The 25411-nt window shown below is 61.1% G+C and carries 26 protein-coding genes; 14 read left to right on the top strand and 12 right to left on the bottom strand.

What is annotated here, in order from left to right; genetic code table 11:
* Position 1: 1 nt before the first annotated feature.
* Both JJB09_RS08885 and JJB09_RS08880 read left to right on the top strand, forming a co-directional pair.
* Positions 2-517, top strand: a complete 516-nt coding sequence (locus JJB09_RS08885; RefSeq protein ID WP_201656269.1) for an acyl-CoA thioesterase — start codon at positions 2-4, stop codon at positions 515-517.
* A 4-nt stretch (positions 518-521) separates the two neighbouring features.
* Positions 522-1136, top strand: coding sequence for a transferase hexapeptide repeat family protein (locus tag JJB09_RS08880; protein WP_201656266.1), 615 nt, complete (start codon positions 522-524; stop codon positions 1134-1136).
* A gap of 11 nt (positions 1137-1147) precedes the next feature.
* Here JJB09_RS08880 and JJB09_RS08875 read toward each other — a convergent pair whose 3' ends face one another.
* Positions 1148-1645, bottom strand: coding sequence for a TetR/AcrR family transcriptional regulator (locus tag JJB09_RS08875; RefSeq protein WP_246748630.1), 498 nt, complete (start codon positions 1643-1645; stop codon positions 1148-1150).
* Between the two features lie 13 nt (positions 1646-1658).
* On the opposite strand from JJB09_RS08875, the gene JJB09_RS26610 reads away from it, so the two are divergent.
* Positions 1659-1799, top strand: a complete 141-nt coding sequence (locus JJB09_RS26610) for a hypothetical protein (protein ID WP_246748629.1) — start codon at positions 1659-1661, stop codon at positions 1797-1799.
* A gap of 56 nt (positions 1800-1855) precedes the next feature.
* Here the strand turns inward: JJB09_RS26610 and paaK are convergent, their stop codons facing one another.
* The 3 genes from paaK to paaG are packed head-to-tail and all read right to left on the bottom strand — an operon-like array spanning position 1856 to position 4442.
* Entirely contained in the window at positions 1856-3166 is a 1311-nt protein-coding gene (gene paaK, locus JJB09_RS08870; RefSeq protein ID WP_201656260.1) for a phenylacetate--CoA ligase PaaK, read from the bottom strand.
* A 41-nt stretch (positions 3167-3207) separates the two neighbouring features.
* Entirely contained in the window at positions 3208-3654 is a 447-nt protein-coding gene (gene paaI, locus JJB09_RS08865) for a hydroxyphenylacetyl-CoA thioesterase PaaI (RefSeq protein WP_201656257.1), read from the bottom strand.
* On the bottom strand, positions 3651-4442 hold the full coding sequence (gene paaG / locus JJB09_RS08860) for a 2-(1,2-epoxy-1,2-dihydrophenyl)acetyl-CoA isomerase PaaG (RefSeq protein WP_201656254.1): 792 nt from the start codon (positions 4440-4442) through the stop codon (positions 3651-3653). Before paaG ends, paaI begins: the two co-directional genes overlap by 4 nt.
* Positions 4443-4549: 107 nt before the next feature.
* Between paaG and paaN the strand changes: the two genes are divergently transcribed.
* The 9 genes from paaN (at position 4550) to JJB09_RS08815 (ending at position 14531) form a co-directional block, all read left to right on the top strand.
* Entirely contained in the window at positions 4550-6208 is a 1659-nt protein-coding gene (gene paaN, locus JJB09_RS08855) for a phenylacetic acid degradation protein PaaN (protein WP_201656233.1), read from the top strand.
* 38 nt (positions 6209-6246) lie between these two features.
* Complete coding sequence (locus JJB09_RS08850; protein WP_201656230.1) at positions 6247-7395, top strand: ABC transporter substrate-binding protein; 1149 nt, start codon at positions 6247-6249, stop codon at positions 7393-7395.
* 75 nt (positions 7396-7470) lie between these two features.
* A complete protein-coding gene (locus tag JJB09_RS08845) occupies positions 7471-8343 on the top strand; it encodes a branched-chain amino acid ABC transporter permease (protein ID WP_201656227.1) in 873 nt (290 codons plus the stop codon).
* Between the two features lie 2 nt (positions 8344-8345).
* Entirely contained in the window at positions 8346-9302 is a 957-nt protein-coding gene (locus tag JJB09_RS08840) for a branched-chain amino acid ABC transporter permease (protein WP_201656224.1), read from the top strand.
* Positions 9299-10084, top strand: coding sequence for an ABC transporter ATP-binding protein (locus JJB09_RS08835; RefSeq protein WP_201656221.1), 786 nt, complete (start codon positions 9299-9301; stop codon positions 10082-10084). The genes JJB09_RS08840 and JJB09_RS08835 overlap by 4 nt, the downstream gene beginning before the upstream one ends.
* Positions 10071-10772, top strand: a complete 702-nt coding sequence (locus JJB09_RS08830; protein ID WP_201656218.1) for an ABC transporter ATP-binding protein — start codon at positions 10071-10073, stop codon at positions 10770-10772. Before JJB09_RS08835 ends, JJB09_RS08830 begins: the two co-directional genes overlap by 14 nt.
* Before the next feature lie 4 nt (positions 10773-10776).
* On the top strand, positions 10777-12837 hold the full coding sequence (locus JJB09_RS08825) for a 3-hydroxyacyl-CoA dehydrogenase NAD-binding domain-containing protein (protein WP_201656215.1): 2061 nt from the start codon (positions 10777-10779) through the stop codon (positions 12835-12837).
* 198 nt (positions 12838-13035) lie between these two features.
* A complete protein-coding gene (locus JJB09_RS08820) occupies positions 13036-13926 on the top strand; it encodes a DMT family transporter (RefSeq protein ID WP_201656212.1) in 891 nt (296 codons plus the stop codon).
* A gap of 107 nt (positions 13927-14033) precedes the next feature.
* Positions 14034-14531: a GNAT family N-acetyltransferase gene (locus JJB09_RS08815; protein ID WP_201656209.1), complete on the top strand. Its 498-nt coding sequence runs from the start codon at positions 14034-14036 to the stop codon at positions 14529-14531.
* Positions 14532-14534: 3 nt separating this feature from the next.
* Here the strand turns inward: JJB09_RS08815 and JJB09_RS08810 are convergent, their stop codons facing one another.
* From JJB09_RS08810 to JJB09_RS08790, 5 genes are all read right to left on the bottom strand, one after another.
* On the bottom strand, positions 14535-15203 hold the full coding sequence (locus JJB09_RS08810) for a TetR/AcrR family transcriptional regulator (RefSeq protein WP_201656206.1): 669 nt from the start codon (positions 15201-15203) through the stop codon (positions 14535-14537).
* Between the two features lie 113 nt (positions 15204-15316).
* The gene (locus tag JJB09_RS08805; RefSeq protein WP_201656203.1) at positions 15317-15637 is read right to left on the bottom strand and encodes a hypothetical protein; all 321 of its coding nucleotides are present in this window, start codon (positions 15635-15637) and stop codon (positions 15317-15319) included.
* Between the two features lie 42 nt (positions 15638-15679).
* Positions 15680-16381 (bottom strand): L,D-transpeptidase, encoded by a 702-nt coding sequence (locus tag JJB09_RS08800; protein WP_210341685.1) that lies wholly within the window; start codon positions 16379-16381, stop codon positions 15680-15682.
* Positions 16378-17268 (bottom strand): ABC transporter substrate-binding protein, encoded by an 891-nt coding sequence (locus JJB09_RS08795; protein ID WP_201656834.1) that lies wholly within the window; start codon positions 17266-17268, stop codon positions 16378-16380. Before JJB09_RS08795 ends, JJB09_RS08800 begins: the two co-directional genes overlap by 4 nt.
* Before the next feature lie 256 nt (positions 17269-17524).
* Positions 17525-18070: a gluconokinase gene (locus tag JJB09_RS08790; protein WP_201656198.1), complete on the bottom strand. Its 546-nt coding sequence runs from the start codon at positions 18068-18070 to the stop codon at positions 17525-17527.
* 243 nt (positions 18071-18313) lie between these two features.
* Here JJB09_RS08790 and JJB09_RS08785 point away from each other — a divergent pair, with 243 nt between their 5' ends.
* The gene (locus JJB09_RS08785) at positions 18314-20620 is read left to right on the top strand and encodes an NADP-dependent malic enzyme (protein WP_201656195.1); all 2307 of its coding nucleotides are present in this window, start codon (positions 18314-18316) and stop codon (positions 20618-20620) included.
* A gap of 54 nt (positions 20621-20674) precedes the next feature.
* The gene (locus tag JJB09_RS08780; RefSeq protein WP_246748628.1) at positions 20675-22129 is read left to right on the top strand and encodes an MFS transporter; all 1455 of its coding nucleotides are present in this window, start codon (positions 20675-20677) and stop codon (positions 22127-22129) included.
* On the opposite strand, the gene JJB09_RS08775 is transcribed toward JJB09_RS08780, so the two are convergent.
* Genes JJB09_RS08775 through JJB09_RS08765 form a run of 3 tightly spaced genes read right to left on the bottom strand, consistent with a single transcriptional unit; the run spans position 22113 to position 25249 of the window.
* Positions 22113-22901 (bottom strand): transglutaminase family protein, encoded by a 789-nt coding sequence (locus JJB09_RS08775; protein ID WP_201656192.1) that lies wholly within the window; start codon positions 22899-22901, stop codon positions 22113-22115. The genes JJB09_RS08780 and JJB09_RS08775 overlap by 17 nt on opposite strands.
* Positions 22902-22910: 9 nt before the next feature.
* Entirely contained in the window at positions 22911-23852 is a 942-nt protein-coding gene (locus JJB09_RS08770) for an alpha-E domain-containing protein (protein WP_201656189.1), read from the bottom strand.
* Between the two features lie 2 nt (positions 23853-23854).
* Positions 23855-25249 carry a circularly permuted type 2 ATP-grasp protein gene (locus JJB09_RS08765; protein ID WP_201656828.1) on the bottom strand — a complete coding sequence of 465 codons (1395 nt, stop codon included), beginning with the start codon at positions 25247-25249 and terminating at the stop codon, positions 23855-23857.
* Positions 25250-25411: the final 162 nt, after the last annotated feature.

Below are 25411 nucleotides of genomic sequence, written 5' to 3'. Positions count from 1 at the left end.
GATGGTATCGACCGAGCAGGACGCCCGCCGTCTTGAAATGACGGTGCTGATGACGCCAGACATGGCGAATTTCAGCGGCAAGGTGCATGGTGGCGCCTTGTTGAACCTGCTCGATCGCGTCGCATTTTCCTGTGCATCCCGGTACTCCAAGCAATATGCCGTCACTCTGTCGGTTGACCAGGTGATCTTCAAGGAACCTATCAACGTCGGGGAACTGGTGACATTTCGCGCCTCGATCAACTATGCCGGTCGTACCTCGATGGAGGTCGGCATCCGGGTCGAGGCGGAGGAGATCCGTTCGGGCAATCGGCGGCATACGAATTCGTGCTACTTTACCATGGTGGCTGTCGATAGCGCTGGTCATCCGGTGGCTGTGCCGAAGTGGCAGCCGGAGACCATGCTGGATCAGCGCCGCCACCGCGCCGCCGAACTGCGTCGGACGTTGCGGCGAGAGTTTGCCAACCGGCTCGAAGCAGTCGCTGAAACCGGGCGTGACGCTGAATATGAGGGGACCTGAGACCATGGCGCAGGTTTATTCCTATGACGGCGTTGTGCCGGTCATCGATCCCGCAGCCTTCGTGCACCCCGCCGCGGTGGTCATCGGCGATGTCATCATCGGGCCGGCCTGTTATGTCGGTCCCGGTGCAGTGCTGCGCGGCGATTTCGGCCGTATCGTGATGGAACGGGGTTCAAACGTGCAGGAAACCTGCGTGGTCCATAGCTTTCCGGATTTGGACGTGCTGATCGAGGAAGAAGGCCATATCGGTCATGGAGCCGTGCTGCATGGGTGCCGGATCGGTCGCAACGCCATGGTCGGCATGAATGCGGTCGTCATGGACGAGGCGGTGATTGGCGAGAACTCCATCGTGGCTGCCATGGCCTTCGTCAAGGCGGGCGCGGAAATTCCGCCCAACAGCCTCGTCGTCGGCGCGCCGGCGCGGGTGGTGCGCGAACTCACGGAAAAGGAAATCGACTGGAAGCGCCGAGGTACCGCCGTCTACCAGCGGCTGGCGCTGGAGGCTCGCGACAAGCTTCTGCCGGTTGATCCCTTAGCCGCGCCCGAGCCCGGACGCCGGCGGATCAAGGCACCGGAATACGATCCGCTCATCCTCGAGCGGGTGAAGTTCGGGGATTGAACCAGACGTGGTCAGCGAACCGCGCGGACACCTTCGAGGATCAGGGTCGTGGCAATATCGGCATATTCCTCGCGTGTGATCGGCCCGTTCGGGCGAAACCACATATAGACCCAGTTCATCATGCCGAACAAAGACATGGTCACCGGCATCAGCAACGGCCGGTCGCGATCGAGTTCCGGATTGATGTCGTTGATGATGCCTGAGAAACGCTTGACGATCCGTCGTTCGATCGCACGCAATTCCGTCAGCTGCTCCTCTGAAAGCGCTGTCGTGCCATTGAGCTGCACCTTATGCTCGTTGTCGGCGCCGCGATAGCATTCGATTACCGTGCGTACCAGCCGCCGCAGGCGATCCTGCGGTGCGACCTCGGGCTGGTCCGCGGCTTCCACGGCGGCTTCCAGTTCGGCAAGATGGGTCCGGATGATGTCGAAGATCAACGCGTCCTTGCCGGGGTAGTAGTGATAGAGCAGCGCCTTGGAAACATTGCTGTGGGTTGCGATCAAGGCCATGGACGCCTTCTCCATGCCCATTTCAGCAAAGACCGCGGCAGCGCTGCTCAAGATGCTGCGTTGCTTTTCCTCAAAATCGCTTGCGCGGGTACGTGCCATGCTGTCCCTGTCGAGTTTCTTTGCCGGTCGCATCCGCCCGGATCGAGGAGGCTGATGTTCCTCCTATAAACGGAGTCGGTGCATTTTCGCCACTGCGCCGGGCGGTTGTCCTCATTCTTTGGGCCGGTTATCGACCACGCGCTTCGCCTTGCCTTCGGAGCGGGCGACTTCGCCGGGTGCGTGCACGGTGATTTTCGTGCTGACGCCGACGATACTCTTGATGTGATGTGCCAATTCCTTGGCCGAGTGGGCGCGCATCGCTTCTTCAGCGGCTTCGATGGTGCATTCCACATGCACCGTCATGTTGTCCATGCGGCCCGAGCGGCTGAGCTCGATCTGGAAGTGCGGGGCAAGTCCGCGACACTTGAGAATCTGCTCTTCGATCTGGGTCGGGAAGACATTGACGCCACGCAGGATCATCATGTCGTCGGAACGGCCGGTGATCTTTTCCATCCGCCGCATCGAGCGGGCCGTGCCCGGCAGGAGGCGGGTGAGGTCGCGCGTACGATAGCGGATGATCGGCAGGCCTTCCTTGGTCAGCGTCGTGAAAACCAGTTCGCCCATTTCGCCGTCCGGCAGCACTTCGCCGGTCACGGGATCGATGATTTCCGGATAGAAGTGATCCTCCCAGACATGCAGGCCATCCTTCGTTTCCACGCATTCGTTGGCGACGCCCGGACCCATGACTTCGGAGAGGCCGTAGATGTCGACCGCATGCATGTCGAAGGACTGCTCGATCTCCTGGCGCATCGCATTGGTCCAGGGCTCGGCGCCGAAGATACCGACGGCCAGCGAGCTTTCGCGCGGATCGATACCTTGCCGGCGGAATTCGTCGAGGATGGACAGCATGTAGGACGGGGTGACCATGATGATGCGCGGCTTGAAATCCTGCATCAAAGTGACCTGACGCTCGGTCATGCCGCCGGAGATGGGGACAACCGTGCAGCCGAGCTTCTCGGCGCCGTAGTGGGCGCCCAAACCGCCGGTGAACAGGCCGTAGCCGTAGGCAATGTGCGCTACGTCACCGGCGCGTCCGCCCGAGGCGCGGATAGAGCGGGCAACCACTGTCGCCCAGGTGTCGATATCCTTGGCGGTATAGCCGACGACAGTCGGCTTGCCGGTCGTGCCCGAGGAGGCATGGATGCGTGAAAGCTTTTCGCGTGGAACGGCGAACATTCCGAAAGGATAAGTGTCGCGCAGATCCTTCTTGGTGGTGAAGGGAAACTTCGCCAGGTCGGACAGCGACTTCAGATCGGATGGATGAACGCCCGCCTCATCGAAACGCGCCCGGTAGAACGCCGAGTTTTCATAAGCGTGGGTCAGCGACCACTTCATGCGGTTGAGCTGAAGAGCTGATATCTCGTCGCGCGAGGCGGTTTCGATCGGCTCCAGGTCGCCGGGGCGGGGTGAGAGGTCTTCCATCTATTTCTCCTCCGAGAATTCCACGTAGTATTGGACTGCGATCAGCCTTCCGGCAGATGCGTGCCCTTGACGGTCCGCGAATGGCCGCGGAATTCGGCGATCTGCTCGCCTTTCTGATTGGTGATCTCGATGTCGTATATGCCGCCGCGACCGCGTCGCGATACTTCGTGCGCCCTGGCCGTGAGGAGATCGCCCTCGAAAGCCGGTGCGATATACGTAACCGAGCAATGCTGTGCGACGGCATGCTGATTGTAGCTGTTGCAGGCGAAGGCAAAGGCGGAATCTGCCAGCGTGAAGATATAGCCGCCGTGGCAGGTCTTGTGGCCGTTGGTCATGATGGCGCTCACCGTCATCGTCAGCGTCGCCGAACCGGGGCCGACGGTCTCGATTTTCATGCCGAGGTGCTCGGAGGCGTTGTCCTCGTCCCACATGGCTTTGGCGCAGGCTTCAGCAAGCGCCTGCGGCGAAAGTTTGCTGGCAGCATTCATCGTCCAGTGAACTCCGGCTTGCGCTTTTCGAAGAAGGCAACGACGCCTTCGGCATAGTCGGCGCTCGCGCCGGCCTCGCGCTGCAGGTCGCGTTCGAGATCGAGCTGCTCGTCGAACGTGTTGCTGGCCGCAGCCTGGATGGCGCGCTTGGTCAGGCCCAACCCCTTGGTCGGGCCGGCTGCCAGCTGCACTGCAAGCGCGTTTGCCTCATCCATGAGGGTGGCGTCGTCGACGGCCTTCCAGATCAGGCCCCAGTCAGCTGCCTTCTCGGCGCCGAGCGGCTCGGCGGTCAGCGCCAGCGCCTTGGCGCGCGCTTCGCCTATCAGACGCGGAAGACTCCATGTGCCACCTGAATCCGGAACCAGGCCGATCTTCGAAAATGCCTGGATGAAGCGCGCCGAACGTGCGGCGAGCGTAATGTCGCAGGCAAAGGCGATGTTTGCGCCTGCACCGGCCGCCACGCCGTTGACAGCGCAAATGACGGGCTTTTCCAGGCTGCGGATCAGCCGAAGCAAGGGATTGTAGAAGGTTTCGATGGTGTGGCCGAGGTCGAGTTTGACGCCTTTGCGCGGATCGCGGTCGCTCAGGTCCTGCCCGGCGCAGAAGCCGCGACCGGCGCCGGTCAGCAGCACGGTGCGCACTTCAGGGTCGTTGTGGGCGCGCTCGAAACCGGCCCGAAGCGCCAGATGCATTTCCTCGTTGAAGGAATTGAGCTTGTCGGGGCGATTGAGCGTCAGGCGCAGCACGCCATCTGCCAGTGACGACAGGATTGTATCGGAATCGGACATGTTTTCTCCCGTGCCGCGGGGGCCTTTTCCGCAGCTTCCTGAAAAAAGTTGTTGCATAAACCGGCCGGTCAGTCAATTATAAAGAAAAGCGAGGGAGGAAACTTCGGGTGAACAATCTGTTCGAACGGCACCGCCAGACTCTGGAAGCGGCACAGAAGGCCGCGGCCGAACGTGGCTACTGGTCTGCCTATCCTGAAGTTCCAAGCGGCAAGATTTACGGCGAAACGGCCAAGGATGACGGCTTGGCGGCGTACAATGCCAAGCTCGGCAAATCATTTTCGCTGCCGGCTCACCCCGAAGAAAGTCGCGTCGGCGCGGAAGTTTCGCCCTTTGGTCCCGCCCTTGGAATCACCTATCCGGCAGCCCGCGTCGAAACGCTTATCTCTGCCTCGCAGGCAGCCGCACAGGCATGGGCGTCCGCCCCGCCTGAGCAGCGTGTCGGTATCTGTCTGGAAATCCTCGCGCGGCTCAATCGCGCCAGCTTCGAGATGGCCAATGCCGTCATGCACACGACCGGGCAGGCCTTCGCCATGGCGTTTCAGGCGGGTGGACCGCATGCGCAGGATCGCGGTCTTGAGGCGGTCGCCTATGCCTGGATGGAAATGACACGCACGCCTTCGCAGGCGGTCTGGACCAAGCCGCAAGGCAAGGCCGAGCCTATCGTGCTGGAAAAGCGCTGGCGGATTGTGCCGCGTGGCATCGGGCTGGTGATCGGATGCCAGACATTCCCGACATGGAACAGCTATCCCGGGCTGTTTGCCAGCCTCGCCACTGGCAATACCGTTATCGTCAAGCCGCATCCGGGCGCGATCCTGCCGTTGGCGATCACGGTTGCCGTGGCGCGCGAAGTTCTCGCGGAACAGGGTCTTCCAGCCGATGTCGTGCTGCTCGCTGCCGATACCACGGGTGCGGAGATCACCCGCGATCTCGTGACCCATCCGGCGGTCTCCATCATCGACTATACCGGCTCGAATGCCTTCGGCGAATGGACGCGTGCCAATGCGGCAGGTGCGCAGGTCTATACCGAGGAGGCGGGGGCCAATTCGATCGTCATTTCCTCGACGAACGACTTTGCCGGCATGTGCAACAATATCGCATTCTCGCTGTCGCTCTATAGCGGCCAGATGTGTACGGCTCCGCAGAACATATTTGTTCCACGCGGCGGCATCGTCACAGAACAGGGTCTGAAAAGCTATGATGAGGTCGCAGGAGGCATTGCCAGCGCGATCGACAGTCTGCTTTCGGATCCGGCGCGGGCGGCGGGCGTTTGCGGTGCGATTGCCAATCCGGCAACGCTCGCCCGCGTCGAGGCGGCACGTGGGCTTGGCCGTGTCGTCCGTGACTCCGCGCCGATCGCGGGCGCGCCGGGCGCACGCACGGCAACGCCGCTGGTTCTCGCCGTCGATGCCGACGACACCGATGCGCATGAAGAGGAGCGCTTTGGTCCCATCGCTTTCGTCATCGCCGTCGGCAGCGCAGACGACGGCATTCGCCGCGCGGCCGATCTGGCAAGAAGCAAGGGCGCGATCACGGCTGCTCTCTATGAGACGGACAGGGCGCGGATCGAGGCTGCTGCCGGTGACTTCGCGTTCGCCGGAGTCAACCTATCCGTGAACCTGACCGGCGGTATCTTCGTTAATCAAAGTGCGGCTTTCAGCGATTTCCATGTCACCGGCGGCAACCCCTCCGGCAATGCCAGCCTGACCGATGCGGCCTTCGTCGCCAATCGTTTCCGCGTGGCGATGTGGCGCCAACCCAAGACTTAATAACCAACCCAATCCTTTATTCTCTGGGAGGAGACGACATGAAACTGACTTTCTCGACTGCGCTAGCCGGCTCGCTGGCCGTCATGCTTGGATTTGCCGCGCCGGCGTTCGCCGATATCAAGATCGGCGCAACGCTTTCCGAAACCGGACCGGCATCCTTCCTCGGAGACCCCGAGGCAAAGACGTTGAAGATGCTGGTCGATGAACTGAACGCCAAGGGCGGCGTGCTCGGCGAAAAGATCGAGCTGATCGTCTATGACGACGGTGGCGATCCCAACAAGGCGCGCACGTTTGCGACCCGCCTCATTGAGGACGATGAGGTTGTGGCCGTGATCGGCGGCACCACTACAGGCACTTCGATGGCGATCATTCCGGTCGTCGAAGATGCGGAAATCCCGTTCATTTCGCTGGCGGGAGCGATCGAAATCATCGACCCGGTCAAGCCCTTTACCTTCAAGACGCCGCATACCGATCGCATGGCCTGCGCCAAGATCTTCGAAGACATGAAGAAGCAAGGCTATACCAAGATCGGCATGATCTCGGGTTCCGATGGCTTTGGCGCCTCGATGCACAAGCAGTGCCTGAAAATCGTCGGCGACTATGGCATCGAAGTCCTGGCCGATGAGACCTATGGCCCGACCGATGCCGACATGACGCCGCAGCTGACCAACATCAAGGGCAACGCGGCCATCCAGGCAATCCTCAATCCCGGCTTCGGCCAGGGTCCGGCCATCGTGACGCGCAACTATGCTCAGCTCGCCATCAAGCTTCCACTTTACCAGTCGCACGGTGTGGCTTCCGACAGCTTCATCGAGCTGGCCGGTCCCGCCGCCGCCGAGGGCATTCGCCTGCCGGGCACCGCACTGCTCGTCGCCAGTCTGCTGCCGGACAGCGACCCGCAGCGTTCTGTCGTCGTGGCCTACAAGGAAGCTTATGAAAAGGCGACCGGAAAGCCGGTTTCCACATTCGGCGGCTATGGACATGACGCCTTCCGCATCCTCGTCGACGCGCTGAACCGCGCAGGAAAGGCCGATCCCGCCGCTATCCGCGACGCCATCGAATCCACCTCCAAGCTCGTGGGCACGACCGGCACCGTCACGATGTCCCCCGAGGATCACCTTGGCCTCGATCTCACTGCTTTCCGGATGCTCGAAATCCGCGACGGCAAGTGGAAGATCGTCGAATAACTGCGACCAGTCTGGTCCCGTGCATCTGACCGGTGCACGGGCCGAACACGCGCCTGCAGCCCAAGGGAGGCATCGATGTCAGAGCTAATGCAATTCCTGTTGTCCGGGATCACGGTGGGGGCGGTCTACGCACTCGTCGCGCTCGGCTTCACCATCATCTACAACGCTTCCGATGTCGTGAATTTTGCCCAGGGCGAGTTCGTCATGCTCGGCGGCATGATCACGGTGTTCGCCTTTGACGCCGGGCTGCCGCTGCCGCTTGCCGCACTGCTGGCCATCATCGCCACCGCCGCTGTCGGCGTTGCACTCAACAAGCTGGCCATCGAGCCGGCGCGCGGTGCGCCGGTCGTGTCGCTGATCATCATCACCATCGGCGCCTCGATCTTCATTCGCGGTGTAAGCCAGATTGCGTTCGACAAGCAGCTTCACCGTCTACCATCTTTCTCGGGCGATAACCCCATCGAGATTATCGGCGCGACCATCTTGCCTCAGAGTCTCTGGGTGATCGCGGGCGCGCTCGCGGTTTTCTTCGGATTGTGGCTGTTCTTTACCAAGACGCTCACCGGCCGCGCCGTGCTTGCGACCGCCAACAACCGGATCGCCGCGCAACTGGTCGGCATCAACACCGGATATGTGATGACGCTCTCCTTCGCGCTTTCTGCAGCCATCGGTGCGCTGGCGGGCGTATTGGTCACGCCGATCACATTGACGAGCTATGACATCGGTATTTCACTGGCTCTCAAGGGCTTTGCCGCCGCGATGCTCGGCGGCATGGGCAACCCCAAGGGTGCGTTTGTCGGCGGCCTGCTGCTCGGCATCCTGGAAGCCATGACCGCCGGCTACATCAGCTCGCAATACAAGGATGCGGCCGCATTCGTGGTGATCCTCGGCGTGCTGTTTGCCATGCCGCAGGGCCTTTTCGGCGCCAAGTCCACGGATCGGGTGTAATCATGAAGCTCTCGGCAAAGACCATAATCCTGCTGGGGCTGGCCGCGCTCATCGCGCTCGCGCCCATATTCTTTCCATCCTCCTATTACTTCCGCGTCGGCTCGCTGATCTTCGTCAACGGCGTTGCGGTCACAGGCCTCGTCATCCTGATCGGCTATGCCGGACAGATCAGCCTGGGCCATGCCGGTTTTGCCGGGATCGGCGCTTACGCCTGTGCGCTCGCACCGGCGCATCTCGGCCTGCATCCGGGCCTGGCGGCCGTGCTCGGTGCAATCATCTCCGGTGCGCTCGCGTGGCTTGTCGGCCGGCCGATCCTGCGGCTGCGAGGCTACTATCTTGCGGTGGCAAGTCTTGGTCTCGGCGTGCTCGTATCCATGGTTCTCTCCAACGAAGCCTGGCTGACCGGCGGTCCAGACGGCATGGCGGTCGAAGACCTGGGTCTGCGTGGCCTGCTCAAGGACATCGGGCTCAATCTAAGCAATACCGCGTTCTGGTATGCGTTTTCTGGTTTCGTGCTTGTTGTCGGCGCCTGGCTGGCGCTCAATCTCTACAACAGCCCCACCGGACGGGCCTTGCGCGCGCTCCACAGCTCGGAAATCGCCGCACGGACCGTTGGTGTCGATGTCGCACGCCTCAAGTTGCAGGCCTTCGTGATCTCTGCCGTCTATGCCTCTGTCTCAGGTTCGCTGCTTGCGCTGCAGAACAAGTTCATCACCCCTGACGTGGCGGGTTTCATGCATTCGATCGAGATGGTGACGATGGCCGTTCTTGGCGGAGCTGCGTCCGTTCCGGGCGCAATCCTCGGCGCGGCGATCCTGACGACTTTGCCGCAGGTGCTGACGGTGTTTCAGGAATACGAGCAGGTGATGCTCGGGCTGGTGATGATGCTGGTGATGATCTTCATGCCGCGCGGCCTGCTGCCGAGCATCATGCGCCGTATCGGAGGGAGGGGAGAATGACACTTCTTCAGGTGGAAGGGCTCGGAATCGACTTTGGCGGCGTGCGCGCGGTCAATGATGTCAGCTTCTCGCTCAAGCCCGGCGAAATCGTCTCCGTCATCGGCCCGAACGGCGCCGGCAAGACCACGCTCTTCAACATGATCTCGGGCGTCTATCTTCCAAAACGGGGACGAGTCCTGATCGAGGGCGAAGATGTGACCGGCATGGGACCGCATCTTCTGGCGCGGCGCGGCCTGTCGCGCACGTTTCAAAACCTGCAGATCTTCCAGTCGATGAGCGTTCTCGAAAACGCAGTCGCCGGCCACCATCTTCATGAAAAAGGTTCCGTGCTGGCGGATCTGTTCTGCCTGCCCGGATCTCGGGCGCGTAGCCGGCAATCGGAAACCAGCGCTCGACTGTTGCTGGAACGCGTCGGGCTTGCAAAGGCCGCCGAACAGGAGGCGAGTTCGCTTTCCTACGGCGCGCTCAAACGGCTCGAGATTGCACGGGCGCTGGCGCTCAAGCCGCGTGTGCTGTTGCTCGACGAGCCGGCGGCGGGTTGCAATGCTGTGGAAACCGAAGAGATCGACCATCTTATCGCCGAGGTTGCGGCGGAGGGTGTGTCCATACTGCTCGTGGAGCACGACATGAAGATGGTCATGCGCATTTCCAATCATATCGTCGTGCTGGATCACGGCGAGAAAATTGCCGAGGGCGAGCCGGCTGTCGTGTCGCGCGATCCGCGCGTGATCGAGGCCTATCTCGGCGCGCAGGCCAAGGAGGATGCCGATGCTGTCGGTTGAGGGGCTGCGTTCGAGTTACGGGCGTATCGAGGTTCTGCACGGCATCGAACTTTCGGTCAGTGCCGGCGAGATCGTGACCGTCGTCGGCGCCAATGGTGCTGGCAAGACCACTCTGCTCAAGTGCCTGTCGGGGATCCAGCCGGTATCAGCCGGCTCGATCGTCTTTCGTGGCGAAGCATTGACGGCAGTTCCCGCCTATCGCCGGCTCAAGCGTGGGCTGGCGCAATCGCCCGAGGGTCGACAGATCTTCACCAATCTGACTGTCGAGGAAAACCTGCGTCTCGGCGCCTACCTTTTCGCAGACGAGAAGGTGGAGCGCGACATGGAAGATGCGTTCGTCATGTTCCCGATCCTCAAGCAGAAGAGGGACCAGGCTGCAGGTGGCCTGTCGGGCGGCCAGCAGCAGATGCTGGCCATCGCGCGCGCCCTGATGGGGCGTCCTTCCTGTCTGCTACTCGACGAGCCAAGCATGGGGCTCGCACCGATCCTTGTCGCGCAGATCTTCGATGTGGTGAAAGGATTGCGCGCCCACGATGTCACGGTGCTGCTCGTGGAACAAAATGCCTTCGGCGCGCTTTCTATAGCAGATCGTGGTTATGTCATGGAAACCGGGCGCATCACGATGTCGGGGCCGGCCGCCGAGTTGATCGCAGACGAACGTATCCGTCAGGCCTATCTGGGGATTTGATTCCATGGTTGCCACCATTACCCGTGACGACGGCATTGCCGTCGTAACCATCGACAACCCGCCTGTGAACGCGTTGTCGCAGGCCTTGCGCCAGACGCTATGGGATGCGGCTGAAGAGTTGGAGGCCGACGAGTCGATCGTGGCGGTTGTCCTGACCTGCACAGGCCGGACTTTCATCGCGGGCGCCGATGTCAACGAGTTCGGCAAGCCGCCGCAGCCGCCGTATTTGCCTGATGTCGTCGCGCGCATCGAAAGATCGAAAAAGCCATGGGTCGCAGCCATCCATGGCAGTGCGCTCGGCGGTGGTTTCGAAGTGGCGATGGCCTGCCTGTTTCGGGTTTCGGACGCGTCGGCCAGTGTCGGGATGCCCGAAGTGCGCCTTGGTCTGGTGCCAGGTGCAGGCGGCACCGTGCGGCTGCCGCGTCTGACCACGATGGAAACGGCAGTGGAACTGGTGACAACCGGCTCGTCTTTTGCCGCCACCGACGCACTTGAGGCCGGACTGATCGACACGATCATCGATGGCGACCTGCGCGCGGGAGCGGTGGAATTTGCAAGGCAGGCGCTGGAAAACCCCCTGCCTTTGCCGCTCAGCGAGCGCCCCGCCGCGCAGCCTGAGGGGGACTTCTGGATTAAGGCCGAGAAAGCAGTTGCTGCGCGCGCCCGTCGCGAGGAGGCACCGCTCAGGGCGCTCGCATGCCTGCGAAAGGCAAGCGAGGCCGATTTCGAAGCTGCCATGGCATTCGAGCGGGAAACCTTTCTTGCGCTACGCGCCTCGCCACAGGCGGCAGCGCTCAGGCATGTTTTCTTCGCCGAGCGCGCTGCATCCCGCCCACCGGAAATTTCCGGCGTTCCGGCTCGAGACATAGGTTCGGCGGCAGTCGTCGGTGGCGGTACCATGGGCGCGGGCATCGCGGTCGCGCTTAGGGACGCGGGGTTTGAGGTGCGACTGGTCGAGCGAGACGCTGCAGCGGTGGAACGCGGCCTCGGCAACGTGGCTGCGATTTATGGCGGTTCGGTCAAGCGGGGACGCCTCAGTGCCGAGGAGGTCGTGGAGCGGGTCAAGGGCGTGCACGGCACCGAAGACTACAATGCGCTTGCCGATACCGACCTGGTTATCGAAGCGGTGTTCGAGGATCTCGAGGTCAAGCGCGAGGTCTTTAACAAGCTAGCCGCGGTGTGTCGTCCCGATGCCATGCTCGCGACCAATACGTCCTATCTTGATCCCGCCAGCATCGCCGCCGGAATGGAGGGGCCGGAGCGTTTCCTGGGTCTGCATTTTTTCAGCCCGGCGAATGTGATGAAATTGCTCGAGATCGTGCCGACCGGGCACACTGCGCCGGATGTTCTGGCAACCGGCTTTGCGCTTGCCCGCAAGCTCGGCAAGATTCCGGTGCGCGCGGGTATCTGCGACGGCTTCATTGGCAACCGCATTCTCAAGGTGACCCGGGCGCAGGCCGAACAGCTGCTGCTGTCGGGCATCGCGCCACATGCCGTGGATGCCGCCATGCGGGCCTTTGGAATGCCGATGGGGCCGTTCGAGGCGCAGGATCTGGGTGGGCTGGACATCGCCGCCTTCCAGCGGCGCGCGGCCCGGGACCGGGGCGAAACGCCATTCGCGCCGGTTGCCGACCGGCTTTGCGCGATGGAACGCTTCGGCCAGAAAAGCGGCGGTGGCTGGTACGATTATGTGAAAGGCGAAAGGACGCCGCTGCATTCGGAAACGGTGGAGCGGATCATCGGCGAAGAGGCGGGCGATCGGCTGCGGCAGGTTCTGGACGATGACGATATCGTCGATTGCATCGTGCTGCCGATGGTCAACGAGGGCGCAAAAATCCTCGCAGACAAGGTCGCCTTGCGACCCTCCGACATCGATCTCGTCGAGATTCACGGTTACGGTTTTCCCAGATGGCGAGGCGGCCTTATGCATTATGCGCAGGCGAGGGGCCTCGCTGATATCGTTGCAAAGCTCGAAAGTATGTCGACACGCGGGCTTTCGGAAGAACCATGCGCGCTGCTGCGGAGCGCGGCTTCGGCTGGTGAATTTCCCAACATGTCCGGTTGATGGCCTAATCCAGGCCAACAACTGCCGGCTCAAAAACTCTGGCGCACACGCTTTAGGGGTGCTCTGGGTGGGGCCTTGGCGGCGAATTATTTGTGGGCCGAACGCTTACACCAACACGGCTGGGCAGGTATCAAGGATGCGATCCTGCAACTGAGTCGGCGTTTTCGCGATGGCAGGGTGCGTGCGTCCGGAGCCCCCATGAACAAGACCGTGCTGTCAGGCGTCATTCTGACGTCATTTTCCTATTTCCTGTTTTCATTGCAGGATGCGGCCGTCAAGCTGCTTGTGGTCGGACTTCCGGTCTTCCAGATCCTGTTCATCCGCAGTGTGGTGATCTTCTGCATATGTCTGGCTATCGGGCGAAAGCCGGTCGTCGTTGCCGCGGTCACCTCGCCGGTGCTGTTGCCGCTGTTCTTTCGCAACCTGCTTCTGCTCGGCGCCTGGCTCGCCTTCTATTCGGCTGCGCGCGATCTTGGTTTGGCGGAACTGACGACGGTCTACTATGCATCGCCAGTCATCATCACGCTGCTCGCAGTGCCGATCCTCAAGGAGCGCGTGCCGGCCATCCGGTGGGTGGCAGTGATTTTCGGCTTCATCGGGGTGGTGATCGCCTGTAACCCAATCGGCAACGGCATGACGCTGTCGCTTCCTGTCGGTCTGGCGCTGCTGGCCGCCGTGTTGTGGGCGGTATCGACCGTGCTGCTTCGCAAAACGGCAATGCACGAAAAAACCATCGTGCAAATGATGGTTTCGAGCGGCTTCTTCATCGTCGTCACCGGCATTGCCTGCCTCTTCCTCTGGACACCAGTCTCGGCGACGGAACTCGGCCTGATGGCTGGGACGGGCCTGCTCGCGGGCATCGCGCAATTTGCGTTCTTCGAAAGCATGCGCCGGGCACCGGTTTCGATCCTCGCGCCGTTCGAATACACCTCGCTGATCTGGGCATTCATGCTCGGATTTGCGATCTGGGGAGATGTGCCGCAGGACAATGTTTTCTTCGGAGCCGGGCTGATCTTTGCGGCCGGCGCAATCATCGTGCTCGGCGAGCGATTCATGAAACGGCTGGATCCACCTGCGAGCGTCCATTGAACGGGTGCACAGTCTGACTGGCGCGTAAAGGCCAAGTTTGCGACGTGGCTGTTGCGCGTGGTCGGGCAATCCTTCTAGATGGCGCCGAACGCATTGCAGGATGATACATGCTTATTCGAGATGAAGCCCCCTTGGACGCCGGCCCGATAGGCAAGCTCGTAACGTCGGCGTTTCAGTATGCCCCGCACAGCAGCCACACCGAGGCGGCGATTGTCGATGCGCTGCGCGAGGCCGGGGTTCTGGTGATCTCCCTTGTGGCTGACAAGGCTGGGGAGGTTGTTGGACACATCGGTTTTTCCCCGGTTGAAATCGACGGCAGGGATATGGGTTGGTTCGGCCTTGGTCCACTCTCTGTCCTGCCCGGCGAGCAGGGCAAGGGCATCGGGGCAGCGCTGGTGCACGAGGGGCTGCAGAGGCTGAAGACAATAGGCGCACGTGGATGCGTGGTGCTCGGCGACCCCATGTACTACGGCAGGTTCGGCTTCAAAGCCCAAGCCGGGCTCGTGCTGGCGGATGTTCCGCCTGAATACTTCCAGGCATTGCCATTTGGCGGCGTGGAACCCCACGGGGTTGTGACTTTTCATGCAGGGTTTGCCGCGAGCTAGGATCTAGCTCGGCATCAATTCCGAAAGGACGATCGGGGCCACCGCCAGATAAGCGCGCACCTGATCACCGATGATGGCGGCCAGGTCGTTGGATACCGGCGTGTGATAGACGTAGAGCCGGATGCCGACGAAAATGACCGTGGAGTGCAGGCCCCAGATCAGTTCCATTTCGCGCTCGAAAACCGGGACATCCTCGATCGACGCAAATCCGAAGGCGCGCCTTGCTTCGTTGGCGATCGACACCAGCAGCTCGTCGTGAACATGGTCGACATAAGCCTGCGCGAAGCTCGGATCTTCCAACGTTGCATACCAGAAGCCGCGATACCAGCGATCGTTGTAGACATGCGGGAGATAGGCAGCATAGAAAGCCTTGATGCGTTCGCCCAGATCACGGTTACCCTCTGTGAGGATTTCCTGCCATTGCGGATCCCAATGTGCGTTGTGCAGGGTGTCGCGGATCGCGGCGATCAGGTCCGCTTTGGCGGGAAAATACCTATGCACCAGCGGTTGGGTAACATTGACCCGGTCGGCCAGTTCCTGAACCGTGATGCTTTGACCCTTTTGGGAGAACAGATCAAGCGCTGCATTGAGCAACTCGCGCCTGCGTTCTTCGGCCGGCAGATTACGCCGTGTGATGCCGTCGCCAGCCTTCTTCGGAATCATGTCCTTCATCAGGATTGTTTGGCACGAAAGCACCGGTTTGAAAACCTCGCAGGGGTCATGACCGATCGCAATCCGACACAATTCTTAGTGGCTTCTAAAATGAGTCGCCTGTCGCCAGCCGCCTAGGCCGGAACAACCGACTTGACGGAGCCATTGACGTCGACCACACAGGCGAATTTCTTGCCGGCGGCGTCGAGCTGGACGGAATAGTTTTCAGCATCCGTGCGGCTGGAACTGACCGGCAAGATTTTCGAAGCATCCACTCCGGAAGGGGCTGCGGCAGCATTGGCGCACAGCAATTGCAGGTCCGCCGGCGCGGTCTGCATCTCGGTCCGGGCCATTTTGTCAGGCGGTGGTGCACTCTGGCATGCCGCAATCGGCACAAGGCAGGCCGCGGTCAGGATCAACTTGAGAGCATTCGAGCAAGTATTGAACACGTCCATCCCCCTAAGTAAATTTCAAATGCCCTGCTAGCGCCGGTTGAATCAGACGCCCTTGTAAAGAGCCGCCCCCTGCATCAGTACGATCACCTTCGCACCCACTTGGACGCGCGAATGCAGATCGATGATGTCCTCGTTGCGCATGCGGATGCAGCCTGAGGAAACGTCGAGGCCGATGGTCCAGGGTTCCGGTGTGCCGTGGATGCGGTAGATCGTGTCCCGGTCGCCTTCATAGAGATAGAGCGCAAAGGCCCCGAGTGGATTGTCCGGACCTCCCGGCATGCCGTTCGCCCATTTACGCGCCTTTTCGTCGCGTGCCACCATTTCGGCTGGAGGCGTCCATGTCGGCCATTGCTCGGACATCCGACCCACGCGCACAATGCCAGCCCAACCGAAACCGTCGCGTCCCACGCCAATGCCATAGCGGATGGCCTGCCTGTCAGGCTGAACGAGGTAGAGATAGTGTTGATTGCCGTCGATGATGATCGTGCCCGGCTTTTCGGCCGTGCGGAAGGTGACGACCTGTTTGCGGAACGCTTCGGGCGCCTGCATCTTGTTGCGCATATAGTATTGCCGCGCCTTCTTTGAGTCGTAGTTGACCCATTTGCGCGCTTTTGGATCCCAGATCTGCGTCTTGGCCATTGCTTCCGTTGCCGGAAGGGCGGGCAGCGGGGCCAAGAGCGTAGTCGCGCCGAGTGCCAAGCCCAGGAAATTGCGACGCTTGAGTGCGAGGAAGCGGTTCGTCATGGTTTTGCCCACCCATCGATACGGGCTTTTTCTGCCTCGACCCACTTCTTCGCGTAGTCGGCCGGCGACTGCCGTTCCACTTCGAGGGCGTAGCTCATATTGGCCACCTCATCGGTGGAGAGATCGACCTTCTCGAGAAATCTGGCGATATCCGGGTGATCCTTCGCAAAAGCCGCGCCGTAGGCGATGTGGAAGCGGGCCGCGTCCCAGGCTCCCAGGGCCGTCGACTTGCTGATCCACATCGGATCGCTGGGTGCCACTATTTTCCATTTGGATCCGTCATGGGGCGGTTCGGTCAGCCTGACAACATCGTGCAGCTTGAAAACGTGGTGCGGCGCGTAGCACCAGAATACCATGGGGCGATCGGTGGCGATTGCGGCATCCACGGCGGCCATCGCCACTTCTTCTTCGGTCTCGATGAGGGCAATGCTCTTGGCATAGCCGTAGCTGTTTGCCCTTACCTTTTCGATGCCGGTCGAAAGCCAGGTGGGGGAACCGATCCAGATTTCCCCACGGCCGTCGCCGTCGGTGTCCAGAGCCTTGGTCTTTGCGGGGTCGTTCAGATCTTCGATTGCCTTGATACCGTCGGCATTCGCAGCCGCCGGCGTTGCACAGAAGCCCTGCCAGGCAGCAACCGAGTGCTTGGTCAGCACGACGGTCTTGTTCTTCGTGACGAACTTGTCGATGATGGTATCGAAATTCGGCCGCCATGCCTCGGGGTGAATGGCAACTTCGCCTGATTCCAGCTTGTTGAAAGCGTTAAGCGCACCCAGTTCACGGACTTCTGCGCTTAGGCCGAATTCGTTTTCGATGGCGAGCTTGAGAATATTCGCCGTTGCCTGGCCGGATGGCCAGTTGGGCATTGCGATCACCAGATCCGCAGCCATGGCGGGTGCGACTGAAGCCACTGACAAAGCAACGGCAAAAGCCGTTCCGAACGATCTTGACGCAATATTCAACGTGCCCTCCCAGCGTCCCTGCCATCCCAGATGTCAGTCCTTGAACGCGAATGCCGTTTGAAATGCCTGCTTAGAATGCAATTCCTGATCGATGTCTGATATTAGGATGCCTCAATCCAATTGCACGAGTCAACTGCCGAAAAGCGCGTTCTGGTCGTTGGGATCGGATCGAAGTAAATAGGGCTTAGGGCTGGTGGCCCTGCCGGTGCCGGTCGATGGCGGCAATTGCCATATCCACGACCTCGCTGGTTGGTCCGCTGATGTCGATGCTGATAACATGCGGTTCGGTGGATGGATCCTCCAGAGTGGCAAACTGACTGCGGAGCAGCGAAACGGGCATGAAATGGCCTTTGCGCGCAGCCATCCGGCCCGCGAGAAGCTCCTCCGAGCCGTTGAGAAAGATGAAGACCAGACGTTCTCCGGAAAAGGCGCGCAGCCGGTCGCGGTAGATCTTGCGTAGAGCCGAGCATGACACGACGACACCGTTTCCGCCTGCAAGTGCCGTCGCAAGTCCATTTCCGATCTTGTCCAGCCATGGAAATCGGTCATCATCGGTCAACGGGATGCCCTGCGACATCTTCTCGACGTTGGCTTGCGGATGAAGCTGGTCGCCTTCCACAAATGGCAGGTTGAGATGGGCGGCAATCGCCTTTCCCACCGAAGTCTTGCCGCAGCCGGAGACGCCCATCACGACATAGGCCCAGGACGAGGAATGCGGACGTGTCGACATGGCTTCGGATCCAACTGGATTGGCGCGATGTCTCCGGAATTGCGCATCGTCAAGGTGAAGTCAAGCTGTCGGCGCGGATGGCACACCTGCTTTGCAACCCAGCGACTTTGAGCGTTTGAAATAGCCGTCAGCATTGCAAGTTTGGCTGTATTAACTGAACCCAGGTTAATCAGCAGCTCATTGAACTGGATTTGACACGAGAATCCGCTAAATGTCTGTGGCTTATAAAAAGGGAATCGTACGATGGCTGATGACAAGGGCAAGGGCGGCGCAGTGCCGGCAAGTGGAGAACTGGACGAACAGGCGCTTTTCTTCCATCGCTATCCCCGACCGGGCAAACTGGAAATCCAGGCCATCAAGCCGCTCGGCAACCAGCGCGACCTCGCACTTGCCTATTCGCCCGGCGTGGCCGCCCCCTGTCTTGCCATAAAAGACAACCCGGAATTGGCCGCCGCCTACACGTCGCGCGCCAATCTGGTGGCGGTCGTTTCAAACGGCACGGCTGTGCTCGGCCTTGGAAACATCGGTCCGCTGGCCTCTAAGCCCGTCATGGAAGGCAAGGCCGTCCTGTTCAAGAAATTCGCCGGCGTAGACGTCTTCGATATCGAAATCGACGCGCCCGGCATCGACGACATGGTCAAGGTCATCTCGGCACTGGAGCCGACCTTCGGAGGCATCAATCTCGAAGACATCAAGGCGCCGGAATGCTTTGAGGTCGAGCGTCAGCTGCGTGACAAGATGAACATCCCCGTCTTCCACGACGACCAGCACGGCACCGCGATCATCGTCGCCGCAGCAATCCTCAACGGGCTCGCGCTTGCCGGCAAAAAGATCGGCGAGGTCAAGATTGTCGCCTCGGGTGCGGGGGCGGCGGCGCTTGCCTGTCTCAACCTGCTGGTCGTTCTCGGCGCGAAACGCGAAAACATCTGGGTGCATGACCTTGAAGGCCTGGTCTACAAGGGCCGCGAGGTGCTCATGGACCCATGGAAAGACGTCTATGCGCAGGACAGCGCCAACCGGGTGCTTGCCGATTCCATCGGCGGCGCGGATGTCTTCCTAGGCCTTTCGGCAGCAGGCGTCCTGAAGCCCGAGCTTCTGGTGCAGATGGCGGAAAAGCCGCTGATCATGGCGCTCGCCAATCCCAAGCCGGAAATCATGCCGGAAGAGGCGCGGGCCATTCGCCCAGACGCGATGATCTGCACGGGGCGGTCGGACTATCCCAACCAGGTCAACAACGTTCTCTGCTTCCCCTACATCTTCCGTGGCGCGCTCGATTGCGGTGCCCGGACCATCAACGAAGCCATGAAAATGGCGGCGGTAAAAGCGATTGCCGGTCTGGCGCGCGAGGAGGTCAACGAAGTCGCGGCCAAGGCAATCGGCGGCGAAACGCCGATTTTTGGGCCTGACTATCTTATTCCATCGCCGTTCGACCAGCGGCTGATCCTGCGCATTGCACCGGCTGTGGCCAAGGCCGCCGCCGAAACCGGTGTAGCAGCCCGGCCGATCGAGGATTTCGAGGCTTATCTCGACCAGCTCAACCGGTTCGTGTTCCGCTCCGGCTTCATCATGAAGCCGATTTTCGCTGCCGCCAAGGTGGCGCAGAAGAAGCGGGTGATCTTTGCCGAAGGCGAGGACGAACGCGTGCTGCGCGCCGCCCAGGTGCTGCTCGAAGAGGAAATCGCCAGGCCGATCCTGATCGGTCGCCCGTCGATCATCGAAACGCGTCTGCAGCGCTACGGTCTACGCATTCGGCCGGGCGTGGATTTCGAACTGGTCAACCCGCAGGACGATCCGCGATACAAGGATTATGTCGACGAATACTTCTCCCTCGTTGGCCGTAAGGGTGTCATCCCGGAAGCCGCCCGCACCGTCGTTCGCACCAACTCCACCGTCATCGGTGCGATAGCCGTGCGGCGTGGCGATGCGGATGCGCTGATCTGCGGCGTCGAAGGCCGATTTGCCAAGCATCTGCGCGATGTTTCGCAGATCATCGGCAAGCGGGAAGGGGTTCTGGAACTTTCCGCGCTGAGCCTGCTGATCTCGCAGCGCGGCGCGACATTCTTCACCGATACCTATGTGAAGATGGTGCCGACTTCCGAGGAAATCGCCGAAATGACGATCATGGCAGCCTCTGCGATCCGTCGCTTCGGCATTACGCCGCGGGCAGCACTTGTCTCGCATTCCAATTTCGGTAGCCGAGATTCCGACAGCGCGGAGAAGATGCGGAGCGCGATGTGCATGGTCAAGGAACAGGCCCCCGACCTGGAAGCTGACGGCGAGATGCATGGCGATTCCGCCATTTCGGAACTTCTGCGCAAGCGCGTGATGCCGGATTCGACATTGACCGGCGAGGCCAACCTGCTGGTGTTCCCGAACATCGATGCCGCCAACATTTCGCTTGGCCTGGTCAAGACGATGACGGATTCGCTGCATGTCGGCCCGATCCTGCTCGGCTCGGCATTGCCGGCCCATATCCTGTCGCCGTCGGTGACGTCGCGCGGCGTGGTCAACATGGCGGCTCTCGCTGTCGTGGAGGCATCAGCGCCGTAACGGCAGCCGTCAGCCGAGATCGCATGCGCGATTGGCCGATGCAGAGGGGACTTCATGGACGGTTCCGGATCAATGTCGGAAAGACCTGTGCCGGATGCGCCGGGCGATGATGCCCCGGCGCAAACCCGTTGGGTGTTGCCGGTCACCATCCTGGGGTCCAGCCTGAGCTTCATCGATGGCTCGGTTGTCAACGTGGCACTACCGGCGATGCAGTCCTCGCTGGATGCCACGATCTCCACGATGCAATGGGTGGTCAACGGCTACATGCTGATGCTGTCGAGCCTGATCCTGATCGGTGGCTCGCTGGGCGACCGGTACGGCCGGCGCAACATCTTCATCCTCGGCGTTATCGTCTTCGCGATCGCGTCAGCTGGCTGCGGCATCGCTTCGACGGCGGCAGAGTTGATCGCGGGCCGGCTTTTGCAGGGCATCGGTGCGGCACTTTTGGTCCCGGCAAGCCTTGCGATCATCGGTACTGCCTATAGCGAGAAAACACGCGGCAAGGCCATCGGGACCTGGGCGGCGGCGGCGGCCATCATGGCGGCCATCGGGCCACCGCTCGGCGGATGGTTGGTGGACACGACAGGCTGGCGGTCGATCTTCTTCATCAATCCGCCGATTGCCGCAGTGACATTGCTTCTGGCCCTCAAGCTTCCCGTCGATGGCAAACGGGCGGCCGCTCCGCTCGACTGGGCAGGCTCGGCTCTCGCGGTCATCTTCCTCTCGCTGCTCAGCTACGGCCTCGTCGCCCTCGGAGATGGCATGCGATTGGTTGGAACCATCGCCGTCGCGCTGTCGGTTCCCGCTGCGGTCCTGTTTCTCGTCGTGGAGGCGAAATCACCGGCTCCCATGATGCCGTTGGGGCTGTTTCGAGACCGGAACTTTGCCGGCGCCAACGCGATCACGGTGGTGCTCTATGCGGGGCTGAGCGCATCGCTGTTCATCCTGCCGTTCATGCTGATCAGGGTGCATGGCTACAGCGCCTCGGCAACTGGCATGGCGCTGTTGCCTTTTGCCGTCATCATCGGGCTTGGGTCCCGATGGGCCGGTGAACTTTCGGATCGGTTCGGAACGCGCCTGCCGCTGATTGCCGGGCCGGCTATCGCCGCCCTTGGCTTTGCCCTGCTGGCGCTCATCGGCGACAATGCCGACTATTGGGCTGGTCCATTTGCCGGCCTCGTGCTGGCGGGAACCGGAATGGCGATTTGCATACCGCCGTTGACTTCGACCGTATTCGCTTCGGTTCCGCACGAACAGAGCGGCACGGCGTCGGGCATCAACAATGTTGCTGCGCGCGGTGGCGGTCTGCTGGCGGTGGCTGCCATCGGGCTGGCCTTCGGGGGCGCCGACCTCGCCAATATCGAGCCTGCAGTCGTGACGACCGGATTTCGGCTGGTGATGGTCAGTGCAGCTGTTCTCGCTGCCATCAGCGCACTTTTTGCCGCTGTAAGCATTCAGCCGGTCAAGACAAGGGAAAAACCCGGCTTGGACCTTACTGCTCCACACTGACGCTGACGAGGATCATCTCTGGGGCCGTGCCGATGCGCATGCCCGAGACCGGCGCCGCATCGCTGTAGTCCAGGCCCGTGGCTACGCGGACGTAACGCTCGTCGGGGCAGACGCGATTGGCGGGGTCGAAGCCGACCCAACCCAGCCCGGTAACATGCGCTTCGGCCCATGCATGGCTGGCGGCGGCCTCGCTGGTATCGAACATGTAGCCGGAAACGTAGCGGGCCGGCAGCCCCATCAGCCGGGCGGCTGAAACGAAGATATGGGCGTGGTCCTGGCAGACGCCCGCGCCCAGTTCCAGCGCGGCCTCGGCCGTCGTGCCCGAGCTGGTAACGCCCTTGGTGTATTTCACGGCATCGTTGATGGTCGCCATCAGCGCGTGCATCCTGGAAAGCTCGCCATCACCTTGAACCGTTCCGGCCAGTTCGCGGATCGACTGGCCCGGCTTGGTGAGCGGCGTTTCGCGGCGAAACAGCCAGAGCGGCACATAGCCCTGATGCGGGCCGAAGACACCATTGCGCTCCTCGGTCTCGACTTCGCCGGATGCCATGATGCGGATGGTTTTTTCGCCGTCTGTTATGCTGACCAGCTCGACGCGATTGCCGAAATGGTCGTCATAAGCGGCTTCGTGACCAGCGCCACTGACCAGCGACTGCCAGCTGAGAACCTTCTGGCCGGGGCAATCCTTCGGCGTCAGGCGCAGCCGTTGAAGCGCGAACTCCACCGGTTCCTCGTAGGTATACTCGGTCATATGGCTGATTTTCAGGAGCATCGTGTCAACTCACTTGTAGAACCGGTAGCCCTCGGTGATTTCGCTGGCCAGCTTGTCGTTGGCCAGTATGAAATCTTCGAGGAACTCGTGCAGTCCGTTCTGCATCACCGCGTCAATGGAGGTGGTCAGCAGCATGTTGCGCGTGCGCGCAGCAGTATCGTGGGCCGCGATCTGGGCGCCGTAGTCACGCGCGAGGTGGGCGAGGTTGCTGTTGATCGTCTCATAGCAAAACGCGAGCGAACGGGGCATGCGCCGGTTGAGGATCAGGAAGTGGGCGATGTTGGCGGGTTTGTATTCCGCGTCGTAAACCCAGAGGTAGGAGCGCAGCGCCGACACTGACCGCAGGATCGATTGCCAATGGAAATTGTCGAGCGTCGAGCCGACGTGGAGAAGCGACGGCAGCAGTACGTAGTACTTCACGTCGAGAATGCGTGCGGTGTTGTCGGCCCGCTCGACGAAAGAGCCCAGCATGGCGAAATTGTAGAGTTCGTCGCGCAACTGGGTGCCGGAAAACGCTCCACGCATCAGGGCGCAGCGGCGCTTGATCGCTTCGATGCAGTCGGTCAGGTTCGTCTGGGTGATGTTCTTGGCAAGCAGGTTCTTGATCTGCAGCCAGCTTTCGTTGATCGTCTCCCAGCTTTCGCGGGTCAGCGCCGTACGCACCATGCGGGCATTGTTGCGGCCGAACTCGATGCAATTAAGCACCGAAGATGGGTTGGATTTGTCCCGGAGCAGGAAGTCCATCGCGTCGGCGGCGGTGACCGTGGAACACTTCTCTGCATAGAGTTCGCGCACGCCGGCGCTTTGCAGCACGCCATCCCAGTCTTCGTCCGTGGCCACCGAACGGGTCAGCGACATGCGGAAGCCTGCGTCGATGAGGCGGGCGATGTTTTCGGCGCGCTCCAGGTAGCGCGACATCCAGAATAGTCCGTTGGCTGTTCTTCCGAGCATGATCAGTCCTCCAGCACCCAGGTGTCCTTGGTGCCGCCCCCCTGGCTGGAGTTGACGACCAGCGAGCCCTCCTTCAGCGCCACGCGGGTAAGTCCGCCCGGAATGATGTGTACCTTGTCGGACACCAGCACATAGGGGCGCAGGTCGACATGGCGCGGCGCGATGCCCTTCTTGACCATGATCGGAACGGTCGATAGCGCCAGCGTCGGCTGGGCGATGTAGTTGGCGGGCTTGGCCTTGAGTTTTTCAGCGAACTCGGTGATTTCCTTCCTCGTGGCCGTCGGACCGACGAGCATGCCGTAGCCGCCCGAACCATGCACTTCCTTGACCACCAGATCGGCCAGATTGTCGAGGACATACTTGCAGCTCTGCGGTTCGGAACAACGCCATGTCGGCACATTTTCGAGCAGTGCCTTGCGGCCGGTGTAGAATTCGACGATTTCGGGCATGTAGGAATAGATCGCCTTGTCGTCGGAAATGCCGGTTCCCGGGGCATTGGCGATGGTGATGTTGCCGGCGCGGTAGACGTCCATGATGCCCGCGACGCCGAGGGCGGAATCGGGCCGGAACGACAGGGGGTCGAGAAAGTCGTCGTCGACGCGGCGGTAGAGCACGTCGATCGGCTCGTAGCCAAGCGTGGTGCGCATGCAGACCTTGCCGTTGATGACGCGCAGGTCCGAACCTTCCACCAGTTCGGCACCCATCTGGTCGGCCAGAAAGGCGTGTTCGAAAAAGGCGGAGTTGAAGATGCCGGGTGTCATGACGGCGACACGCGGCTTGCCCTTGCAGCCGGGAGGCGCCAGATAGTCGAGGCTCTGGCGTAGCCGCGTCGGATAGTTTTCGACCGGCCGCACGCGGATGCGATGGAAGAGTTCCGGAAACATCTGCATCATCGTTTCGCGGTCTTCCAGCATGTAGGAGACGCCGGACGGCGTTCGGGCGTTGTCTTCCAAGACGTAAAATTGGTCTTCGCCGGTGCGGACGATGTCGGTGCCGATGATATGGGTATAGACGCCGCCCGGCGGTTTCATACCGATCATCTGCGGCAGGAAGGCGGAATTCCTGTCGATCAGTTCGCGCGGGATGCGCCCGGCGCGGATGATCTCCTGCTTATGGTAGATATCTTCAAGGAATGCGTTGAGCGCCAACACTCGCTGTTCGATGCCTTGTGCAAGCTTGCGCCATTCCGATCCGGAGATGATACGTGGAATGAGATCGAAGGGGATCAGCTTTTCCGTGGCGTCTTCATGGCCATAGACTGCGAATGTAATACCCGTCTTCTGGAATATATCGTCCGCATCCCGCGCTTTTGCTGAGAGATACGCCGGGTCCTGCTCCTTGAACCACTCGTAATACTTGCGGTAGGGTTCCCGCGGACTGCCATCCGCGTTGATCATTTCGTCAAACGCCAATTCTCAGTTCCCCATTATTGTGCGGTCATTTGAAACCAATGTCAGGTGCAATGCAAGAACCATGCACAGTTTGACGAAATGATTTTTCGCGGAGGAATTGCAGAGAATGCGGCGTGAAAACGGACATCCAGGCGAGGGGGCGTTTCC

Source organism: Phytoamicus setariae (genome assembly GCF_016722925.1).
GTDB classification, from domain to species: domain Bacteria; phylum Pseudomonadota; class Alphaproteobacteria; order Rhizobiales; family Rhizobiaceae; genus Rhizobium_E; species Rhizobium_E setariae.
This window is presented reverse-complemented; position numbering and strand designations above follow the sequence as displayed.

Excerpts from the sequence above, each read along its gene's own strand:
- paaK (WP_201656260.1), bottom strand. The coding sequence starts at position 3,166 with ATGGAAGACCTCTCACCCCGCCCCGGCGACCTGGAGCCGATCGAAACC.
- JJB09_RS08835 (WP_201656221.1), top strand. The coding sequence starts at position 9,299 with ATGACACTTCTTCAGGTGGAAGGGCTCGGAATCGACTTTGGCGGCGTG.
- JJB09_RS08830 (WP_201656218.1), top strand. The coding sequence starts at position 10,071 with ATGCTGTCGGTTGAGGGGCTGCGTTCGAGTTACGGGCGTATCGAGGTT.
- JJB09_RS08820 (WP_201656212.1), top strand. The coding sequence starts at position 13,036 with ATGAACAAGACCGTGCTGTCAGGCGTCATTCTGACGTCATTTTCCTAT.
- JJB09_RS08765 (WP_201656828.1), bottom strand. The coding sequence starts at position 25,249 with ATGATCAACGCGGATGGCAGTCCGCGGGAACCCTACCGCAAGTATTAC.
- JJB09_RS08810 (WP_201656206.1), bottom strand. The coding sequence starts at position 15,203 with ATGAAGGACATGATTCCGAAGAAGGCTGGCGACGGCATCACACGGCGT.
- JJB09_RS08880 (WP_201656266.1), top strand. The coding sequence starts at position 522 with ATGGCGCAGGTTTATTCCTATGACGGCGTTGTGCCGGTCATCGATCCC.
- JJB09_RS08790 (WP_201656198.1), bottom strand. The coding sequence starts at position 18,070 with ATGTCGACACGTCCGCATTCCTCGTCCTGGGCCTATGTCGTGATGGGC.
- JJB09_RS08780 (WP_246748628.1), top strand. The coding sequence starts at position 20,675 with ATGGACGGTTCCGGATCAATGTCGGAAAGACCTGTGCCGGATGCGCCG.
- paaI (WP_201656257.1), bottom strand. The coding sequence starts at position 3,654 with ATGAATGCTGCCAGCAAACTTTCGCCGCAGGCGCTTGCTGAAGCCTGC.
- JJB09_RS08805 (WP_201656203.1), bottom strand. The coding sequence starts at position 15,637 with ATGGACGTGTTCAATACTTGCTCGAATGCTCTCAAGTTGATCCTGACC.
- JJB09_RS08815 (WP_201656209.1), top strand. The coding sequence starts at position 14,034 with ATGCTTATTCGAGATGAAGCCCCCTTGGACGCCGGCCCGATAGGCAAG.
- JJB09_RS08885 (WP_201656269.1), top strand. The coding sequence starts at position 2 with ATGGTATCGACCGAGCAGGACGCCCGCCGTCTTGAAATGACGGTGCTG.
- JJB09_RS08850 (WP_201656230.1), top strand. The coding sequence starts at position 6,247 with ATGAAACTGACTTTCTCGACTGCGCTAGCCGGCTCGCTGGCCGTCATG.
- JJB09_RS08770 (WP_201656189.1), bottom strand. The coding sequence starts at position 23,852 with ATGCTCGGAAGAACAGCCAACGGACTATTCTGGATGTCGCGCTACCTG.
- paaG (WP_201656254.1), bottom strand. The coding sequence starts at position 4,442 with ATGTCCGATTCCGATACAATCCTGTCGTCACTGGCAGATGGCGTGCTG.
- JJB09_RS08800 (WP_210341685.1), bottom strand. The coding sequence starts at position 16,381 with ATGACGAACCGCTTCCTCGCACTCAAGCGTCGCAATTTCCTGGGCTTG.
- JJB09_RS08845 (WP_201656227.1), top strand. The coding sequence starts at position 7,471 with ATGTCAGAGCTAATGCAATTCCTGTTGTCCGGGATCACGGTGGGGGCG.
- JJB09_RS26610 (WP_246748629.1), top strand. The coding sequence starts at position 1,659 with ATGCCCATTTCAGCAAAGACCGCGGCAGCGCTGCTCAAGATGCTGCGT.
- JJB09_RS08785 (WP_201656195.1), top strand. The coding sequence starts at position 18,314 with ATGGCTGATGACAAGGGCAAGGGCGGCGCAGTGCCGGCAAGTGGAGAA.
- JJB09_RS08825 (WP_201656215.1), top strand. The coding sequence starts at position 10,777 with ATGGTTGCCACCATTACCCGTGACGACGGCATTGCCGTCGTAACCATC.
- JJB09_RS08875 (WP_246748630.1), bottom strand. The coding sequence starts at position 1,645 with ATGGCCTTGATCGCAACCCACAGCAATGTTTCCAAGGCGCTGCTCTAT.
- JJB09_RS08775 (WP_201656192.1), bottom strand. The coding sequence starts at position 22,901 with ATGCTCCTGAAAATCAGCCATATGACCGAGTATACCTACGAGGAACCG.
- JJB09_RS08795 (WP_201656834.1), bottom strand. The coding sequence starts at position 17,268 with ATGGCTGCGGATCTGGTGATCGCAATGCCCAACTGGCCATCCGGCCAG.
- JJB09_RS08840 (WP_201656224.1), top strand. The coding sequence starts at position 8,346 with ATGAAGCTCTCGGCAAAGACCATAATCCTGCTGGGGCTGGCCGCGCTC.